Here is an 18,303-nt window from a genome sequence, read left to right as displayed (position 1 = left end):
AACCATGAATTTCGAGGTCTTCCTGATCGATGATGACGTCGTCGACGTCGAGAACGTCCGACGAGCGCTGCGAGACAACCAGAGCCAGCTGCGCCTGCACACGGCCCACGACGGCCAGCAGGCCCTCGACATGCTCGACTCGGGCGAGGTCGGGACGAAGCCCACGGTGATCCTGCTCGACCTCAACATGCCCCGGATGAGTGGCATCGAGTTCCTCTCGGAGATCCGCGCGAGCCCCCGGCATTGCCGGATCCCCGTCGTCGTGCTCACCACCTCGGACTCGGAGCGAGACAAGCTCGACGCCTATGAGCGAAACATCGCTGGCTATATCCTCAAGCCGGTAACCTACGACGCCTTCGTCCAGACGATGGAGCACGTCCTGGCCTACTGGAGCCTCCAAGAGTTCCCCACATGAACGCGCAGGCCCGCCCAGAGTCCCTCGCACAGATCGTCCTCGTCGACGACGACGAGCTCGATCGGATGGCCGTCAGGAGCGTCCTCGAGCAGCTGCGACCCGGCGCGCACCTGCGTGAGTTCGCTACCGGCCGAGAGGCCATCCAGGCGCTGAGCGACTCGTCTGGTCCCGGCTGTGATCTGCTCCTGCTCGACTACCGCATGCCGGGCCTCGACGGGCTCGAGGTCCTCGACCGTCTCGCCGAGGCCGGGGTCGCGGTGCCGACCATCATGCTGACGGGAGGCGGTGACGAAGAGGTCGCCGTCGTCGCCATTCGCAAGGGCGCCCACGACTATCTGCCCAAAGACCGCCTCGGCGTCACCGCCCTGGCGACCAAGATCGAGATGGTCCAACGCCTTCACCGGGCGCAGGCCCGGGCCGGAGCCGCGGAGGCGCAGCTGCGTGCCCGGGTTGAAGAGCTCCGCCTCGCCGTGCAGGCCCGAGACAGTGTGCTGGGTATCATCTCTCATGACTTGCGGGGGCCGCTGAACAACATCGGGCTGGCCATGAACCTGCTCGAGGATGGCGGGGCCGCTCACCAAGAGCGCGTGTTGTCGACGGTTCGACGCTCCATCACCCGAGCCGAGCGGCTCATTCGCGACCTCGCCGACATCGGTCGGATGTCTGCGGGCGCCCTCCGAGTCGAGCCCCGCCCGGTATCCCCCGCGAGCTTGATCGAGTCCGCCGTCGGTGACGCTCAGCCCAGCATCCGCGCGCGGGCGGTCCGCGTCGACGTCGAGCTCGAGCCGGGGCTTCCAAAGGTCTGGGCCGACGGCCCCCGCGTGTTGCAGGTCCTGGATAACCTGCTCCGCAATGCGCTCAAGTTTGGGCCCCACGCCGGTCGAATCATCCTTCAGGCCCGACGTGCTGGAGACCATGTCGAATTCCTCGTACGGGACGAAGGGCCTGGCGTCGCGGCCGACGAGCGAGACCACGTGTTCGATCGCTTCTGGCGAGCCGAGTCGAGCCGAAAGAAAGTGGGCGGCTCGGGGCTGGGCTTGGCCATCGCCAAGGGCCTAGTTGAGCAGCACCGGGGCTATATCGAGCTCCGGTCCAAGGCGGGGGAGGGGGCGTGTTTTGCGTTCGGAATCCCGATCGCCGCTGCTCCGGGCCCTGCGCTCGCGCCAGGCGAGTCGGCCTGACACAGTTGGTGCGGGCCAGTGCGTGGCTGTGTCGACTCGACACACTGAAGGGCTCTCCTCTTTGCAACAACCAAATGGAGATTCGAGACTTGGATCGCTTTGTGCACTCAAAGCTCAGGCGTGACTGTTACAGAACAATCAAATGAGTCTTCCTTCTGGTCCTTCGAGTATCTGGATACTGCACCCTTTCGCCTCCGGCAAATCGACCTCGCGCCCGGCATCGAGTCCCTTCGCGTGATCACGCACGGTCGGAAGCTCGACACACCAGGCCTTCGACAAAAGCTCGAGCGCCTGTCTCGAGATCGCTTCTCCACGGCCAACGACGTCGAGGTCGACCTCGATGCTCGGGTCACCGAGGCGCCGCACCAGGCCTGGGGCCTCGCAGCACAAGCCGCAGACCGAGGGGTCGACCGCATCCTCGCCATCGGTGGAGACGGGCTCGTGAACGAGATCGTCAACGGCATCCTCGAGGGGGCGCCGTCTCGCGATGAGCGGCCCGAGCTCGCGGTTGTCCCGGTCGGGACGGCGAACGACTTCGCGTACGCGGCGGACCTTCCTCCGGAGCTCGGGGCGGCCCTTGCCCTCGCTCTCGCAGGCCCCGCTCGAGCCGTCGACCTTGGACGCGTGAACGAGCGCTACTTCCTCAACGTCGCTAGCGGCGGCCCCCTGAGTGACGCGGCCGCGAGCATGCAGCCCAACCTCAAGGGGCTCTTGGGTGAGGTCTCCTACATCACCGCGGCCTTGCTCAAACTCCCCCAGAGCGAGGCCATGTCCCTGCGTCTGCGCAGCGAAGACTGGAGCTGGGAGGGGCGCGCCCACGCCCTGATCGTCGGCAACGGGGTTCGCGGTGGCGGTGGGTTCGAGCTGTGTCCGGGCGCGCTCGTCAACGACGGCCGCCTCGACCTATCGATTATCCCCGCCGAGCTCGACTTCTCCGCGATGCTCCCGCTGGTCACCGACCGCAGCCTCGAGAGAATCGATGGGGTCATCTACCGTCCCTTCACGGAGCTCGAGCTGGAGGCCGACACCGACTTCACCCTCAACCTCGACGGAGAGCCCACGGTGCTCCGCCGAGCCCACGTCGAGGTCCTACCTCGCGCCATCGACCTGTGCCTCCCCCACGGTAGCTCCGTCCTCCAAGGCCCGCGCCTGGTCGCCTGAGCGCGCCACCACTTCCACGAGCACCAACTCCTCCACCCACACACGCCACCCCCTACGAGAAAGAGCCTCACGACTACGATGACCCCATCCCTCCCGACCTCCCTGTCCATGCGACGACGCACCCCCGAGCTCCTCGCGGACCCCTTGCGGTCCTTCATCGGCCGCGTCCCCGAGCACCTCGCGCTGGTCGGGCTCGAGCTGCGCCGAGGCGATGCTCGCTCGGTCGGCGCAGACGGCCTGGAGCCATGACGCAGATCCCCCATTTGCGAATTACTGAACTCGACTGCCCCAATCTCAGCCAAATCGCCCGGGCTCCGCTTCGTGGAGCCCGGGCGATTTTTGACGTGCGGGAGGCTGCGATCCGAGCCGCTGACTCGCTCAGCTCGCCAGCTGAATCTCGACCTTGCGATCATCATCCCAATCCTCGGGGTCATTGCTCGCGCGGCGCTCTCCGACCGATCGCGCCTCGATGCGAAAGTCCTCGACCCCTTCGTCGACGAGATAGTCCCTGACCGCGACGGCTCGCTCGAGGCCAAGGTCGAGGTTGTATTCGTCGCTGCCGCGAGGATCGGTATGCCCGGTGACGAGCAGGTCCTGGTAGCGCATCGGACCCGTGTCAAAGCACCGAGCCAAGAGCGCCAGCGTCCGCTCCGCCTTCTCGCTCAGCTTGGCACTGTCGTAGGCGAAGAGGGCCTCATCTTTGGGGAGGAGGCACGCGTCCACGACGTTGTCGGCGATCACGAGGTTGCCCGTCACGAGGCTCTCTGGCTCTCCAGCGCTCGGCTGGCGCGGTCGCGTCGCCGAGAGCTCGCCGGGCTCGAGCTCGCCGTCGATCGGCGCAGAAGGTTGGTGCACACGAGCATGGTTCTCAGGGACCTCGGTGTCGAAGTGAGCGCCCTGCTCGGGAGAGCATCCCAGGGCAATGCAGATGGTCGTGACAACTAGGGGATAGATCGATTTTTGGTATCGTTTCACGCCTACAAAGATGTGCACGGTTCATGCCAGCTCCCTTCGTCGCCAGTCTAGACCTAGGGGTGCACCCGGAGGACCCTCTGAGTCTCGAGGCGGGCATGACACTGTGCCGAGCTGACACATGGCGTGTCAGAGCGAGCCGTTGGGTGCTGCGCTAATCGAGGTCGCTGTCTGCGTCGTCGAGCACGCTCGGCTCGAAGGGCTCGTCTGGCTCGTCGTCGTCGTCCTCGAGGGACTCCTCGCCTTCGACTTCAGCGACCGCCACCACAGCCTCGACGCTCTCGTCGCTGTCCCCCTCTGAGGCCTCTTCCTCATCAGGCTCCTCATCGGCCGGCCCACGCGCCAACGAGTCGTTCTGCTCGGCGTCGTCCGCTTCCTCATCAGGCTTGTCTGTCGACGCCCGTGCGGGCTCCCGCGCTTCGGATGTATCCCGGTCGACGCTCGGCTCGTACTCACCGCCTGCAGGTTGGCCGCGAACACAAGCGATCGCCATGAAAGCCAGGCCAAAATGTAGGGACCAAAACAGCGCGCGCGGGGTCATCGGACGTACCACAGAGGAGACTTCGGAGGCCATCATCGCCGCACACCGAGCCAACCTCGGCGACTAAAATATACCAGCTGGGCGACGACCATGAGGGCCATCAACCCGAGTATCGCCGGGTAGCCGTAGTCCCACCCCAACTCGGGCATGTTGTATCGAGATCCTCGGTCGAAATTCATCCCGTACAGGCCGGTAATGAAGCTCAACGGGATGAAGATGGTGGAGATGATGGTCAGAACCTGCATGATCTGATTGAGCCTCTGACTCGAGCGAGCATAGTGGAGATCCATCAGCCCCGAGCAGAAGTCTCGCCAGCTGTCGATGGTTTCGACCGCGCGCACGGCGTGGTCATGACAGTCGCGCAGGTACGTTCGCGTATCCGGCTCGATGAGCTGGAGCTCGTGGCTCCTGAGCCGCTCGATGGCGTCACCAGTCGCCATCATCGTCCGCTTCAGCCCTTGAAGCTCACGTCGAAGCTCGAACAGCGAAGCGACCGAGTCCGAAGCGTGCCTCTGACTGACACGAACCTCGAGCTGCTCGAGATGGTCGCCGTAGCCGTCGATGAGCGGGACGACATGGTCGACAACGGCGTCGAGCAAGGCGTAGGCGAGGTAGTCGGACCCACGTGCTCGGACCCGGCTGTGCTTCGTACGCAGTCGCTCGCGGATAGGGTCGAAAGGATCCCCCGCTCGTTCCTGGAAGCTGACCACGAAGTTGTTTCCAATGAACATGCTCAGCTGTTGGCCAGGCTGCTCTGAGCCTGCCTCCAAGACCCGGGTCACGAGAAACAAGTAGTCCTCGTAGTCCTCGAGCTTGGGACGCTGGCCTCCGTTGTTGACATCTTCGAGGGCCAGAGGATGTAGTTTGAACAACTCGCCGACGAGCGAGAGCGCTTCGACATCGCGTACTCCCACGACGCTCACCCAAAGCCGCTGGGTCTCGTCCCCTCGCCGCAAGTTGGCAACCGGCACCTCGCGCTCCTCTAGGGACTCCGAGTTGTAGGCAAATACACGTACCGTAGCCCTTGGTGCAGAGTCATCGTCGACGAGTGAACCTGGGGCTGCCCCAGGCAGCACGCCGACAGGGCGCGGCATACGTTCTCTCTTGGTGCGTTTCGGCATCTACCCAACGGCTGACCCGCTCGCGCCTGGTCTCCGGGAGGCTGCCCTTCGTAGACTGCCCGCCTGCGCGTGCCAATGGCCTTGCTCGTCACGCTCATCGCGGCATCGTTTCAGCGATATCATGGCGAATCAAGGCGAGCGAGATCGGTGCCGAGGTTGGTTGCTGAACGGCACACGGAACGAACAAGCAACGCGAAACAGCCGCCAAGGGGCCCTTGGCGGCGTTTCTGAGGGGGCCGGGGCAAACCGGCCACGGTCCCTCCCCAAAAGCTAATGCAGCTTGCGGTACACGCCGACCACCTTGCCGATCACGTCGATCGCCCGGAACTCGGAGCGGTGGACGTAGATGGGCGCCATGGTCTCGTTGGCGGGCTGCAGGCGGACGCGGTCGCCCTCGTGGAACACGCGCTTGCAGGTGGCCTCGCCCTCGATCATGACGACGGCGATCTCGCCGTTCTCGGCGGTGCTCTGCTTGCGGACGAAGATGTAGTCCCCGTCGTAGATGCCGTCTTCGATCATCGAGTCGCCGCGGATGACGAGGCCGAAGACCTCTTTGCTGGGCGCCTTGCCGACGAAGAAACGATCGATGGTCACGCGGTCGGAGATGTTCTCCTGCGCGAGGATCGGCTGACCCGCGGCGACCTGGCCGAGGATCGGGATGCTGACCTTTTGATCGTCGTGGCCGACGGGACGCAGGGCCCGGCTCTTGAGCTCCTCGCGGACGAGGTAGCCCTTGCGCTCGAGCGCCTTGAGGTGGTCGTTGACGCCGTTCGTCGAGCGGATGCCCATGTGCTCGCCGATCTCCCGGAGGGTCGGCGGGTATCCGCGCTCGTCGAGGCAGTAGGTGATGTAGTCGAGCGCTTCGCGCTGCCGTGCGGTGAGTGGCTGTCGCACAATTTCCCCCGGGGGTCCGTCGCCTCTGGTGTCGAGGCCGTTCGCTGGGCCGGGCAGTCCCAAGTCTCGGTGGGGCTGGCGGCCAGGGTTTTCTGAGCATCACAGACGCTCAGCACTGAACATGTGTAAGGAATGTCTCAGCCGAGGTCAAGCCCCGTGCCGAAGTTCGCGCCGACCAGTGGCTCTTTGAGGCCCAACCCCCGTGTGGGGTCGGAAGAGCCGAGAACTGGCGAAGTGCGGCGCGCTCGTAGGATGCTGCACGCGTGGGCCGGGGAGCAAAAAATCACCGATTTTTCGAGCAGCGCGCGGTTGCGCCGCAGGAGGCCGGGGCGGGCTCGCCAGAGCGGCGTCAAGTCCGCGATCGGCGAGATCCCAACCAGACCCACCTCTACGCGGGCGTCGAGCGCCGCCAGGGGCCTCGCCGGGCCACCGACCTCCCGAGCGGCCTCCGGGACCGGCCCCTCGCGGTCGCGCTCGCCGTCGTCGCCGGCGTCGCGACTGCGCTGACGATCGGGTCGCTGAGCTCCCGGCCGCGCGCGAGCCCGAGCGCGGGTGAACTGACCGCGGCGCAGCGCGGCCTTCGGCCGACGGCCCCCTCCCCCGCCGAGCGAGAGGCCCTCGAGACGGCCCAATCGGTCCGCGATGCAGCCGAGGCCCTGACCCCGGCGACGGTGCAGCTCGACGAGCGCGCGGCGGAGCACTGGCTGCCCATCGCCGCCGAGCTCGAAGCGCTGCGCGACGACCCGAGCACGCCGACGTCGCTGTGTGCCGAGTTCGAGGCCACCCTCGCCGCGCTCGAGCGCGTCGGGCTGTTGGAACCTGCCTAGCGAGTCGGATCGACTCGGCCGACGTGCCACACTTCGAGGGTCATGAACACCCTCGTGCGCGCGATCATCACGGGCTTCGGCCTTCGCATTGGCTCCGAACTGGGCAAGCTCGTCGCCAAGAAGTTCTTCGCCCCCGAGGACGCCGACGGCGACGACAGCGACGACGAGGACGACTCGCTCGGCTCCGTGACCGCGGATCCCCCGGAAGTCTAGCAGGACATCGGAGAAGTCCTGCTAGCTAGTCTTCCTTGGGCCCGTCTTCGCCCTCGCGGGCCGCGGCGATCTTGGCCTTGCTGACCTTGGCCTTGATGTCGGGCCAGCCGTTGCGCAGACGCTTGGTCCGCTTCTCGGCCCAGCTCCTCCGCTCGCGCCCGGAGCGGGCCAGGTCGCCGTTGCCCTCGCCCTCCTCTGAGTCGTCGACCTTGGCCCCAGGCTCAGCTTCGTCTTCCGCTCGAGGCTCCTTCGCGTCGTCGACCTCGACCTCGCTCGCCTTGGCTGGAGCGGGCTCGCGCGTCGCCTCGCCCGTCGGCGCCATCGCCTCTTCGATGCCCTCGTCCTCGTGACGCACGGCCGTCTCGCTCGTCTGGATGTCGGGCTCGACGCGGCCGTCCTCCGAGCGGCGGAAGCGGATCTCGGTCTTCATCTCGATGACCAGACCCGAGACGATCTCCTGGACGAGATCGGCGGCGTCCATCTTGTCGAGGAAGCCGCGGACCTCCTGGGAGAAAATGCGCACGAGCTCTTCCTTGGTGCCCTGGGCGACCTCGGTGAACAGATCCTGGCCGCGCTTGAAGGCCGCCGTGGGCTCACCGATGAGGTTCGAGAGCAGCTGATCGCCCAGGCGCCGAAACGAGCGATCACCGTCGCGGTCCTCGCGCTCTTCCCGTCGGCGCCGTTCTTCGGCGCTCTCCCGTGGGTCGGACTCGCCCCTGGACTCCGAGTGATCGGACATCGGCGGAGCCTACTCAGGATCGAAGCTGGGGCCAACCGCCCACCCGCCCGCAAAGGGTGTGCGCGCGGGGCCCTACCCGCGAATAGTTGGCGTGGCTCGCGGCACTGGCCAAGAAGTGGGTAGTCGGGGATAAGAAAGGGGTGCTGCGTGTCTTCGCTGTCACCGCCTCGCTGTCGATGACGGCCTGCATCTTTTATCAGCCCATCGTCGCTGATGAAGACGAGGGCGCCGACGAGGCCGAGACCGAGGACTCCGAAGACGACACCACGGGCTACCACCCCTGCGGGCCGACCCAGGGCGTGGTCGACTTCGTCCTCGACGGTGACACCGTCCAGCTGACGACGGGCGAGCGCGTGCGCTACATCCTCGTCGACACCCCGGAGACCTCCCCGGACAACAACGAGTGCTGGGGCGAGCAGGCGACCAACTTCAACTGGGAGATGGTCGCCAAACAGACGGTCACCCTCGAGTACGACGCCGAATGCAAGGACATCTACGGCCGGCTGCTGGCCTATGTCAGCGTCGACGGCGTCGAGGTCAACCGGGCGCTGCTCGAAAATGGGCACGCCTGCGTCCTGCACATCCCCCCGAACGGCAGCGCTCGACTGAGCGAGTACCTGGGCCTCGAGGCCCAGGCGCAGGAAGCCGGCGCGGGGCTGTGGAGCGGCTGCGGTTCGGCGCCTTGCTGATCCGTCTTGCTCCATCTCGAGCGAGAAGAGACGACGAGCAGAGATCTCGGCCCGTCTGCGCGGCGCCGCGAGTGAGTCGTGGACGTGGGGCAGGGAGGGCGTGGCGTCGTCCACGACGGCTAGAGTGGACAGGGACTGTGAAAGCTTCACAGTCCCTGAGTCGGGTCCGTGGTCTCGAGCACGTGGCGGGGCTCGCGGTCACAGCTCGTTGACGAGCTTTTTTGCCACACCTCCTGGGTGGGAGGTCTGGCCCACCTTTGGTATGAGCGGAGCACGACGGGGCCCGAGGCCCCCCTAACCCTGCATCGAGACCATGACCCGCCGCCACCTTGCCCTTCCCTTCCTGTTCGCCCTGACGACCCTCCCCAGCGCCTGCACCTTCGGCGGGGGCCTGACCGACACCGACGACGGCGAGACCGCGGGCGACGAGGTCGACGAGGGCGAGAGCACCGCGGACACCACCACCACCGGCACGGGCACCACGGGCGGCACCGAGAGCGTCTCCATCTACGACATCCGCCAGGGCAACGTGCCCCTGCAGTCCAACGTCTCCGTCATGAACGTCGTGGTGACCTCGCCGATGGTCATCGAGGACGACGACGACGACGGCGTGCCCGACAGCGCGACGGTCTACGTCCAGGAGATCGACGGCGGCGAGTACTCGGGCATCTCCTTGTACCTGTGGAACGAGCCCGCCGCGGCCCTCACCCTCCAGCCCGGCGACCGCGTGGATCTGGTCGGTGAGTACGACGAGTTCTTCGACGCCTCGCAGATCATCATCAAGAACGCCGGCGACGTGACCGTGACCGGCGACGAGGCCCTGCCCGCCCCCTCCGTCGTCAGCGCGGCCGACATCGCCAGCGACAACGCGGGCGCCGAGCCCTGGGAGGGCGTGCGCGTCGCGGTCAACGACGCGACCATCGCCAATACCAACGACGGCTTCGGCCAGTGGGTCCTCGATGGCGGCGCCCTGGTCGGCTACCTGTTCACCGAGCTGCCCACGGCCCAGGCCGGCGGCACCTACGACAGCGTCACCGGGATCCTCTACTACACCTTCGAGGAGTACAAGCTCGGGCCCACGGGCGAGGCCGACTTCGGGGCCTACACCCCGCCGATGTCCTCGTCGACGACCATCCCCGACATCCAGCAGGGCAACGTCGCCGAGGACAGCATCGTCGAGGTGAGCGGCGTGATCGCGACCTCGAGCTTCACCTGGTCCAACGACGACTCCGCGGCCTTCTTCGTCCAGGACCCCGCGGGCGGCCAGTACTCCGGCATCCAGGTGTTCGTGGGCAACACCGCCGGCCTCGACATCCAGCCCGGCGACATCCTCGACATCACCGGCGCGACCTACGAGGAGTTCTTCGACATGAGCCAGCTCGTGGTCGCCGACGCGTCCGGGATCACCGAGACCGGCAGCGGCCCCGCGCCCGCGCCCGAGCTCATCGCCAACCCGGCCGACATCGCCACCAACGGGGCCATGGCCGAGGCCTACGAGAGCGTGCTCGTGTCCGTCGAGAACGTGACGGTGACCGACGTGAACCCCGACGCCCCCGACGAGTTCGGCGAGTTCGCCGTCGACGGCGGTCTGCGCGTCGACGACGTGTTCTTCGCCATCGACGACTGGATGAAGCCGGCCATGGGCGCGGGCTTCGCCTCGATCACCGGGCCGCTCGTCTACGCCTTCTCGAACTTCAAGCTCGAGCCCCGCGACCCCAGCGACCTCGTCGCCAACTGAGCCCCCAGCCCCGCGCCGATCGTCGTCGCGGGGCTGCTCGTACCTGGCCCTGCGAAGGATCGCGGGGCCCCTCGCCCAGGAGCCCCCATGTCCTCGAAGCGGCCCTCGAAGCGCTCTGCCCTGCTGTCCACCGCGGCCTCCCTGTCCGCCGCGGCCTTGCTGTCCGCCTGCCCCGGCGGCGAAGGGGACGCGTTCTCGGCCAGCTTCGACGAGGGGGCGGACACGGCCAACACCCTCGACGAGGCGGACGAGGCCGGCGACACGGACTCCGAGGACACCGGCGAGCCGCCCTGCCAGGCCGACGCCGACTGTGCCGACCACCCCAACGGCCCGGTGTGCGACGAGGCCCTCGGCGAGTGCTTCCCCGAGTGCGAGCCCGGCGACCTCGGCGAGTGCTACGAGGGCCCGCCCGGGACCCTGGGCGTGGGCGCGTGCGCGGCGGGCAGCCGCACCTGCAGCCCGCTGGGCGACTGGGGCCCCTGCGTGGGCGCGACGGAGCCGAGCTCGGAGGTCTGCGGCAACGCCGTCGACGAGAACTGCGACGGCAGCCTCGAGGGCGTGGACGCCGACGGCGACGGCTGGGACAGCTGCAGCGACTGCTGCGACGAGGAGGGGGTCGGCTGCGTCGACGCTCAGCTCGTCAACCCCGGCGCCTTCGAGGTCGAGGGCAACGAGGTCGACGACGACTGCGACGGCGTGCTCGACGAGCCCGCGACCAGCTGCGACGCGGGGCTGTCGAGCAACTCCGGCCAGGCCCTGGACTACGCCCGCGCCCTGGACCTGTGCCAGACGACCTCCGAGGACCCCAACTTGCCCCCCGAGCAGCAGACCTGGGGCGTGATCTCGGCCGAGCTGACCCTCGCCGACGGCAGCGGCTCGCCGCTCAGCGTCCAGCGCTCGATACGATCCGAGTTCGGCGATCAAAACCAGCCCAGCGGCGGCGCGAACATGGTCGTGCTGTCCACGGGCAACGCCGCCGCGCCCGGGCAGTCGAGCCCCAACTTCGCCGCCTTCGAGGGCGGCCAGAACCTCGGGACCAGCGTCGACGCCCCCGAGGACTGGGTCGCGGCCAACGGCGGCGAGTTCCCGGCCACGGGCTGCCCCGGCGCGAACCCGACCACGAACACCGAGGCCAACGACTCGGTCATGCTGACCCTGCGCGTGCGCGTGCCGACCAACGCCCGCTCGTTCTCGACGCGGATGTTCTTCTTCACCGCCGAGTACCCCGAGTGGGTGTGCAGCCAGTACAACGACTTCTTCGTCACCCTCGTCGACAGCGAGGCGGACAACCCCGCGGACAAGAACATCGCCATCTACACCGAGGGCGACGTCGAGGTCCCCGTGGGCCTGAACATCCTGCAGACCGCCCCCGGCCTGTTCGCCGTGTGCGAGAGCGGGAGCGTCGGCTGCCAAGGTGAGCTCAACCCCTGGCAGCACAGCTGCGCGAGCGGGGCCTCGGCCCTGGGCGGCACGGGCTTCGACGCCGACGACGCGTTCAACTCCTGCAACGGCAACGGCTTCCCCGTCGGCGGCGGGACCGGCTGGCTGGAGATGTCCGGCAACGTCGAGCCCGGCGAGGTCATGGACATCCGCTTCGCGGTCTGGGACGCGGGCGGGCACCTGTTCGACGCCCTGGTCCTGCTCGACGACTGGCGCTGGTCCCTCGACGCGGCCGCGCCCGGCGTGACCATCCCCTGATCTCCTCCTCTTTGTTTGTTTTTCCTCCCCAAGCTGACTCGAGCCCAACCATGCACAAGCCCTGTCCGTCCGGCATCACCCTCCCCCTGAGCCTCACCTGCCTGCTCGCGCTGACGAGCCTGACGGCCTGCGGCGACGACAGCACCGACCCCGGCGACGACGAGATCGGCGACACGGACACGACCACGGATGACACGGACACCGGCACCGAGACGGGGACCGACACCGGCACCGAGACGGACACCGAGACCGAGACGGACACCGAGTCCGAGACCACCGAGGGCACCACCGGCGGCGGCGAGTCCTGCGAGCCCCTGCCCGACAACCCCAACGGCGAGACCTGCATCGCCGAGGGCACGGCCGGCGGCAGCCTGCTGATCCGCGGCGACATCCTGGCCCCCGGCACGGTCTACGAAGACGGCGCGGTGTGGATCGAAAACGGCGTCATCACCTGCGTGGGCGACGACTGCTGCGGCCCGGCCGACGCGATCATCACCTGCCCCGACGCCTCCGTCAGCCCGGGCCTGATCAACACCCACGACCACATCACCTTCTCCAACAACTGGCCCATCGGCGAGGGCCCCGACCGCTACTGGCACCGCCACGACTGGCGCGAGGGCATCAACGGCTTCCAGGCCCTGCCCTACAGCGGCGGCGCGTCCACGGAGGAAGTCCTCGGCGCCGAGCTGCGCTTCGTGATGGGCGGCGCGACCTCGACGGCCAGCGCCGGCGGCCGCTTCGGCCTGCTGCGCAACGTCGACAACGCCAACGACCTCGAGGGCCTGGGCATCCAGCCCGTCGACACGGACACCTTCCCGCTCAACGACGCCAGCGGCATCCAGCAGACCAACAACTGCAACTACGGCAACAACCCCACGGAGGCCGGGGACATCGACTCCCTCGACGCCTACCTGCCGCACATCGCCGAGGGCATCGACCAAAACGCCAAGAACGAGTTCACCTGCACCTCCCAGGGCCAGCTCGACGTCATCGAGTCCCAGACCGCGGTGGTTCACGCCGTGGGCGTGACCGCCGACGACGTCCAGGTCCTCGCCAACGCCCAGGCCAAGCTCTCGTGGTCGGCGCGCTCGAACGTGGTGCTCTACGGCGCGACCGCGCCGGCGACCTTGATGGACGCCATGGGCGTCCAGCTGGCCGTGGGCACGGACTGGATCCCCTCCGGGTCCATGAACCTGCTGCGCGAGCTGGCCTGCATCGACTACCTCGACACCAACCACTACGGCGACTACTTCACCGACGAGGAGCAGTGGCGCATGGCGACGACCAACGGCGCCTTCGCCATCGGCGGCGAGGCCGGCGTCGGCATGCTCAAGCCGGGCTACGTCGCCGACATCGCGATCTTCGCCCGCAACGGCGCCGACCCGCACCGCGCGGTGATCGAGTCCCACGAGCAGTACGTCGCCCTGGTCATGCGCGGCGGCACCCCGCTCTACGGCGACGACGAGCTCCTGGCCTCGACGGCCATCGGCGGCCAGGGCTGCGAGGCCCTCGACGTGTGCGGCGTGGCCAAGCGCGCGTGCGTGTCCGAGGACACCAGCTCGAGCCTCGCCGAGATCCAGTCGTCCGTGACCTACCCGCTGTTCTACTGCGGCGAGCCCGAGGACGAGCCGACCTGCGTGCCCTCGCGCATGGACAGCGACTACGACGGCACGACCAGCGCCGACGACCTCGACGGCGACGGCGTGGCCAACGACGTCGACAACTGCCCCGAGGTGTTCAACCCGGTGTTCATGAACATCGGCATGCCCTACTTCGACGAGCAGATGGACGCCGACGCCGACGATCTGGGCGACGTGTGCGACCCCTGCCCCTTCGACGCCACCGACAGCTGCACCCCCGGCGACGCCAACGACCTCGACGGCGACGGCATCCCCAACGGCGACGACAACTGCCCCTGGGACGCCAACCCGGGCCAGGAGGACGCCGACGGCGACGGCCACGGCGACGTGTGTGACGACTGCGCCGACCCCAACCCCGGCCTGCTCGCCTGCGCCGTGACCGTCGAGGCGATCCAAAACGAGGACGACCCCAACCATGTCCCCGAGGGCTCGCAGGTCTACGTCACCGGGCTGACCGTCACCGCCATCTACCCCGACGGCAACGGCTTCTACGCCGAGACCGGCACCGGCGAGCCGTGGACCGGCATCGTCGTCTACACCCAGGGCAACCCCAACGGCCTCGACGTCGGCGACGTGATCGAGGTCTCTGGCTCCGTCGAGGAGTACTTCGGGCTGACCGAGATCGTCGGCGCCGCGAACATCATCGAGGACGCCCAGACCCCGGGCGAGCTGCCCTTCGGGCCCGCGCTCGTCGACCCGGCCGCGGTGTCCACCAACGGGGCCATGGCCGAGGCCTACGAGGGCGTGTTCATCACCGTCGAGGACGTGCAGATCACCACCCTCAACGCCGACGCCCCCGACGACTACGACGAGTTCGCCGTGACCGGGGACCTGCGCGTCGACGACTTCATGTTCAACGACATCGACAACATGTGCCCCGAGGGCTCGAGCTTCACCTCGATCACCGGCGTGCTCGGCTATAGCTTCAGCAACTCGAAGATCCTGCCCCGCTCCGCCGCCGACTTCGGCCAGGCCGACTGCCAGCCCTTCTGATTGGGCAAAACCCGACCCCGCCCCGCGAGTCCATCGATACGGAATCGAGCCGGGACGGGCCCGACACCCGCGGCTGCGCTATGCTCCGCGGGTGTTGGCCGTCCAGCCCCCTCGCGCGCACGCGCCGCTGGTGCTGGCGCTCGTGATCGGGCTCGGAGCGGGCCTTGGCGCGGGGTGTAGAGGCGAAGGCCTCGGCGACGAGGCGGACACCACCGAGCTCGTCGCGGCCGAGACCGGCGAGGCCGAAGCCGAGAGCGGCCCGGTGTGCGGCGACGGCGTGGTCGAAGGTAGCGAGAGCTGCGACCTCGGGGCCGAGAACAGCGACCAGGGCGCGTGCACGAGCACCTGCGCCACAGCGACCTGCGGCGACGGCTTCGTCCAGCTCGGCGTCGAAGCCTGCGACGACGGCAACACCGTCGACGACGACGGCTGCCAGAGCGACTGCAGCTTGGGGACCTGCGGCGACGGCATCGTGGGCCTGGGCGAGGAGTGCGACGGCGGGGTCTTCGACACCCCCGAGTGCGACGACGACTGCACCTTGCCGGTCTGCGGAGACGCCCACGTCAACGCGGCCGCGGGCGAAGAGTGCGACGACGGCGACGACAAGGACAACGACTACTGCCCCGGGACGTGCAAGCTCGCGACCTGCGGCGACGGCTTCGTCTGGTACGACCACGAGGACTGCGACGACGCCAACGGCATCGACGACGACGTCTGCCAAAACGACTGCGACTACAACTACCACCCGCTGTGCGAGGGCGAGGACTACCCCGATCTCCACGAGTGGGACCGCGCCTACTGGGACGACGGGCTCGACGACGAGCTGTGCGACCAGGCCGGCGTCGCCAACCAGAGCCCGGACTGGGTCGGCCCGGGCTGGTACGACTTCGACGAGTGGGATCGGCTCGCGACCTCCCCCTCCTACTCCGGCTGCGGCGGTGAAAAGGGCGGCTGGCTCGACGGCTACCACCCCTCGCCCCCCGACGGCGTCGTCACCCGCACGATCTGCTTTGGCCTCGAGGACGGCGTCAACGACCCCGACCCCGCCGTCGAGTGCGAGACCAGCGTCGAGGTCGAGATCGTCGCGTGCAAGCACCGCTACCTGGTCAACCTGCCGGACGCGCCGGCTTGCAACCTGCGCTACTGCACGAACCCCTCGGACGGCCAGTGAGCCCTGTTTTGCCCCCACAGCCGCTTGGCACCGGGGGCGCTTCGTCGCTCCGCTCCTCCGCTTTGGCTTGGTGGGCAATGAAGTTCGTGCCTTGGAGAAGGCTCGTGGTCGCCCCCGCTTGCGGGGGCGTGGATTCGTTGACCGTGGACGTGGGGCGTGGCGTCGTCCACGACGGCTAAGATGGACAGGGCCTTCACTCGCCGTAGAACACGACCTCGACCCGGGCGTCCATGTTGCCCCCGGGCGGCGGCGTGGGGTTGTTGATGCCCCACCAGCTGTCGTAGGCGACGGAGTTCTCGGCGCCCACCTCCACGGCCGAGCTCAGGTCCTCGCGCCACTCCTCGATGACCCAGCCCGGGCACCAGCTCGAGCGATCGTAGAACCAAGTCCCGCCCTGGTTCGGGGTCACGCCCTCGTCGGTGAGCATGGCGCAGCGGTCGACGTTCTCCTGCACGTACTGGTGGGCGAAGGGCGTGCCGTTGACGCTGAACTCGTGGGTGAAGGAGCAGAACTCGGCGCACTGGCTGCCCTCGACGGCGCCGTGGCCCGAGATGCGGGCGTAGAGCTCGGTCCGCTGGGTGCCCTCGGGGGCGGTGAAGCTGAAGCCCTCGGGCCAGTTGGCGTGGTAGTTCTCGTTCCAGCCGTAGCCGCCCCGGGGGATCAGCTCGGCCTTGCCGATGGGCCGCAGGCCGTCCTCGGCCTTGGAGAAGCGAAAGTCCACGGTGTAGCGGTAGGTGTACTGGCCGACGTTGTTGTCGCCGTGGGCGCTGATGAAGGTCAGCTCCCCGCCCGCGGCGAGCTCGAGCAGCTCCGGGGTGATGTCGATGACCCAGCGCCCGGGCGCGCTGTAGGGCGTGATCCACTTGATGACCCGGCGCCGGTCCCCCTCGCACTCGGCGTCCTCGCACAGGAAGATCGAGCCGACCGTGTCCCACTCGCCGCAGGTCGCGACGTAGGGGTGGCCCACGCCGGGGCAGTCGATGAACATGTCGACCTCGAGGCGATCGTACTCGGCCATGGTCGCCGCGTCCGGCAAGGTCCAGGTGTAGGGCTCCCCGCCCTTGATCTCGACGGCGTCGGCGACCCGGTGCACGAGCACGTCGGGGCTCTCGGCCTCCTCGGCGAGCTCGGCCTCGAGGCCGTACCAGTAGTTGATGTAGCGCGACCACCAGCGGGTCTGCTCGAGCAGCGGAATCCACGAGCCGCTCGCGGCCACGGCCACGTTGTGGCCCTCCCAGATCTTCTGGTGGCGCCCGATGGTGAAGTGCTCCTCGTTGGGGTTGGTCGCCAAGATCCCCTGGACCGCCGGGATGTCGAGGCCCGAGTCGATGACGTAGTGGAAGGTGTCGGTCTTGGCCGCCTGCACCTCGGGGCCCAGGCTCTCGAGGTGGCCCTCCACGCGCTGGGCGATCTGCCCGACCAGGGCCGCGCGCATGTCGTTGTCGAAGTCCGCCGAGTCGCTGGGCACGACGAACCAAAAGTGGGTGTTCTCGGCCGCGTCGTCGATCAGCGGCTCGATGGGCGTCGACCACCAGTTCGCCGAGTACATGACGAACACGTGGTTGTCGCAGCCGTTCCAGATCTCGGAGAAGGTCTTGGGCCCGCGCAGGGTCTCGACGGTGAAGTCCGTCGCCGGCAGGTCGTAGCCGATGTGATCGGCCGACGCGTCCCACTCCCAGCGCTCGAGGCCGTCGAAGCAAGGACCCGTCTCCGGGGGCTCCCCAGTGTCGGACTCCTCGCCCGTGTCCGTCTCCGTGTCCTCGGTGCCCGACTCCTCGCTCGCGGCCTCGTCGCCCCCCTCGTCCTCCGTCTCGCCCTTGCACCCCGCCCCGGCGCCCACAGCCAAGAACAGCGCAAAGGTCGAGAAAGGCACAAAGCGTGAAAAAGCTTCAAAGGACCGCATACAGGTCCAATACCCAGTGGATGCTGGGGATACAAGCCTGCACGCTTTGGCCGTCAGATGGCGCAAATATCGCATTGACACAACCGTGTGAACCCTCCTCTTTCCCACCTCCCTACGTCAGTGCGCGCATCTTTTCGCAGCTGAAGGAATGTGCTAGATGGCGCCGCGCGTGTTCGAGACGGGACCAGCGATGTCGGCTCGAGAACGCGATTACCCCCCTAAAGAACCTCGATCTTCGAGGCCTTGACCTTCACTTCGACTTCGCCTGGGACCTCGGCAACGCGCTCGGACCAACCCTCTCAGAGGGGAGCGCCTACATCTGCCACTTTGTAGGTCCAACATGCACACTGTGGTAGCTCACAGGTGCACCCCACTCCAGCACCCCCTGTGGGAGAGAAGAGAAGACG

17 protein-coding genes are annotated in these 18,303 nt (G+C 67.8%); 11 read left to right on the top strand and 6 right to left on the bottom strand.

Translation table 11 applies throughout. The features are described 5' to 3' along the window. Positions 1-4: 4 nt before the first annotated feature. The 4 genes from PPSIR1_RS07500 to PPSIR1_RS47500 all read left to right on the top strand — a co-directional run bounded on the left by PPSIR1_RS07500 (position 5) and on the right by PPSIR1_RS47500 (position 3,006). Positions 5-415 carry a response regulator gene (locus tag PPSIR1_RS07500; protein WP_006970413.1) on the top strand — a complete coding sequence of 137 codons (411 nt, stop codon included), beginning with the start codon at positions 5-7 and terminating at the stop codon, positions 413-415. Continuing rightward, positions 412-1,596, top strand: a complete 1,185-nt coding sequence (locus PPSIR1_RS07495; protein WP_006970412.1) for a hybrid sensor histidine kinase/response regulator — start codon at positions 412-414, stop codon at positions 1,594-1,596. Before PPSIR1_RS07500 ends, PPSIR1_RS07495 begins: the two co-directional genes overlap by 4 nt. Positions 1,597-1,830: 234 nt before the next feature. Then, complete coding sequence (locus PPSIR1_RS07490; protein ID WP_006970411.1) at positions 1,831-2,757, top strand: YegS/Rv2252/BmrU family lipid kinase; 927 nt, start codon at positions 1,831-1,833, stop codon at positions 2,755-2,757. 78 nt (positions 2,758-2,835) lie between these two features. Continuing rightward, on the top strand, positions 2,836-3,006 hold the full coding sequence (locus PPSIR1_RS47500) for a hypothetical protein (protein WP_006970410.1): 171 nt from the start codon (positions 2,836-2,838) through the stop codon (positions 3,004-3,006). Positions 3,007-3,135: 129 nt separating this feature from the next. Here the strand turns inward: PPSIR1_RS47500 and PPSIR1_RS42075 are convergent, their stop codons facing one another. From PPSIR1_RS42075 to lexA, 4 genes are all read right to left on the bottom strand, one after another. Then, entirely contained in the window at positions 3,136-3,513 is a 378-nt protein-coding gene (locus PPSIR1_RS42075; RefSeq protein WP_232296444.1) for an OmpA family protein, read from the bottom strand. 370 nt (positions 3,514-3,883) lie between these two features. After that, complete coding sequence (locus PPSIR1_RS07480; protein ID WP_157595290.1) at positions 3,884-4,222, bottom strand: hypothetical protein; 339 nt, start codon at positions 4,220-4,222, stop codon at positions 3,884-3,886. Between the two features lie 80 nt (positions 4,223-4,302). Continuing rightward, a complete protein-coding gene (corA, locus tag PPSIR1_RS07475; protein WP_045115548.1) occupies positions 4,303-5,364 on the bottom strand; it encodes a magnesium/cobalt transporter CorA in 1,062 nt (353 codons plus the stop codon). Between the two features lie 297 nt (positions 5,365-5,661). Next, positions 5,662-6,285, bottom strand: coding sequence for a transcriptional repressor LexA (gene lexA, locus PPSIR1_RS07470; RefSeq protein ID WP_006970406.1), 624 nt, complete (start codon positions 6,283-6,285; stop codon positions 5,662-5,664). A gap of 263 nt (positions 6,286-6,548) precedes the next feature. On the opposite strand from lexA, the gene PPSIR1_RS07465 reads away from it, so the two are divergent. After that, positions 6,549-7,112, top strand: a complete 564-nt coding sequence (locus PPSIR1_RS07465; RefSeq protein WP_006970405.1) for a hypothetical protein — start codon at positions 6,549-6,551, stop codon at positions 7,110-7,112. A gap of 42 nt (positions 7,113-7,154) precedes the next feature. After that, on the top strand, positions 7,155-7,325 hold the full coding sequence (locus PPSIR1_RS47495) for a hypothetical protein (protein ID WP_006970404.1): 171 nt from the start codon (positions 7,155-7,157) through the stop codon (positions 7,323-7,325). Positions 7,326-7,350: 25 nt separating this feature from the next. On the opposite strand, the gene PPSIR1_RS07460 is transcribed toward PPSIR1_RS47495, so the two are convergent. After that, a complete protein-coding gene (locus tag PPSIR1_RS07460) occupies positions 7,351-8,064 on the bottom strand; it encodes a hypothetical protein (protein ID WP_006970403.1) in 714 nt (237 codons plus the stop codon). A gap of 140 nt (positions 8,065-8,204) precedes the next feature. Here PPSIR1_RS07460 and PPSIR1_RS07455 point away from each other — a divergent pair, with 140 nt between their 5' ends. The 5 genes from PPSIR1_RS07455 to PPSIR1_RS49185 all read left to right on the top strand — a co-directional run bounded on the left by PPSIR1_RS07455 (position 8,205) and on the right by PPSIR1_RS49185 (position 15,993). After that, positions 8,205-8,753 carry a thermonuclease family protein gene (locus PPSIR1_RS07455; RefSeq protein ID WP_006970402.1) on the top strand — a complete coding sequence of 183 codons (549 nt, stop codon included), beginning with the start codon at positions 8,205-8,207 and terminating at the stop codon, positions 8,751-8,753. Positions 8,754-9,066: 313 nt separating this feature from the next. Next, the gene (locus PPSIR1_RS07450; RefSeq protein ID WP_006970401.1) at positions 9,067-10,491 is read left to right on the top strand and encodes a single stranded DNA-binding domain-containing protein; all 1,425 of its coding nucleotides are present in this window, start codon (positions 9,067-9,069) and stop codon (positions 10,489-10,491) included. 87 nt (positions 10,492-10,578) lie between these two features. Then, complete coding sequence (locus tag PPSIR1_RS07445) at positions 10,579-12,189, top strand: choice-of-anchor L domain-containing protein (protein WP_006970400.1); 1,611 nt, start codon at positions 10,579-10,581, stop codon at positions 12,187-12,189. 50 nt (positions 12,190-12,239) lie between these two features. Then, positions 12,240-14,822, top strand: coding sequence for an amidohydrolase family protein (locus PPSIR1_RS51110; protein WP_006970399.1), 2,583 nt, complete (start codon positions 12,240-12,242; stop codon positions 14,820-14,822). Positions 14,823-14,913: 91 nt separating this feature from the next. Beyond that, the gene (locus PPSIR1_RS49185) at positions 14,914-15,993 is read left to right on the top strand and encodes a DUF4215 domain-containing protein (protein ID WP_086001098.1); all 1,080 of its coding nucleotides are present in this window, start codon (positions 14,914-14,916) and stop codon (positions 15,991-15,993) included. A gap of 193 nt (positions 15,994-16,186) precedes the next feature. Here the strand turns inward: PPSIR1_RS49185 and PPSIR1_RS07430 are convergent, their stop codons facing one another. Next, the gene (locus PPSIR1_RS07430; RefSeq protein ID WP_157595289.1) at positions 16,187-17,866 is read right to left on the bottom strand and encodes a peptide-N-glycosidase F-related protein; all 1,680 of its coding nucleotides are present in this window, start codon (positions 17,864-17,866) and stop codon (positions 16,187-16,189) included. Positions 17,867-18,303: the final 437 nt, after the last annotated feature.

The organism is Plesiocystis pacifica SIR-1, assembly GCF_000170895.1.
In the GTDB taxonomy this organism is placed as follows: domain Bacteria; phylum Myxococcota_A; class Polyangia; order Nannocystales; family Nannocystaceae; genus Plesiocystis; species Plesiocystis pacifica.
Note: the sequence above shows the minus strand (reverse complement) of the source record. Positions and strands in the feature narration are given on the sequence as shown.

What these genes read in the sequence shown, in the direction of transcription:
- PPSIR1_RS07480 (WP_157595290.1), bottom strand. Translation starts at nt 4,222, where the DNA reads ATGGCGATCGCTTGTGTTCGCGGCCAACCTGCAGGCGGTGAGTACGAG.
- PPSIR1_RS47495 (WP_006970404.1), top strand. Translation starts at nt 7,155, where the DNA reads ATGAACACCCTCGTGCGCGCGATCATCACGGGCTTCGGCCTTCGCATT.
- PPSIR1_RS07495 (WP_006970412.1), top strand. Translation starts at nt 412, where the DNA reads ATGAACGCGCAGGCCCGCCCAGAGTCCCTCGCACAGATCGTCCTCGTC.
- corA (WP_045115548.1), bottom strand. Translation starts at nt 5,364, where the DNA reads ATGCCGCGCCCTGTCGGCGTGCTGCCTGGGGCAGCCCCAGGTTCACTC.
- PPSIR1_RS07500 (WP_006970413.1), top strand. Translation starts at nt 5, where the DNA reads ATGAATTTCGAGGTCTTCCTGATCGATGATGACGTCGTCGACGTCGAG.
- PPSIR1_RS07460 (WP_006970403.1), bottom strand. Translation starts at nt 8,064, where the DNA reads ATGTCCGATCACTCGGAGTCCAGGGGCGAGTCCGACCCACGGGAGAGC.
- PPSIR1_RS47500 (WP_006970410.1), top strand. Translation starts at nt 2,836, where the DNA reads ATGACCCCATCCCTCCCGACCTCCCTGTCCATGCGACGACGCACCCCC.
- PPSIR1_RS51110 (WP_006970399.1), top strand. Translation starts at nt 12,240, where the DNA reads ATGCACAAGCCCTGTCCGTCCGGCATCACCCTCCCCCTGAGCCTCACC.
- PPSIR1_RS07450 (WP_006970401.1), top strand. Translation starts at nt 9,067, where the DNA reads ATGACCCGCCGCCACCTTGCCCTTCCCTTCCTGTTCGCCCTGACGACC.
- PPSIR1_RS07445 (WP_006970400.1), top strand. Translation starts at nt 10,579, where the DNA reads ATGTCCTCGAAGCGGCCCTCGAAGCGCTCTGCCCTGCTGTCCACCGCG.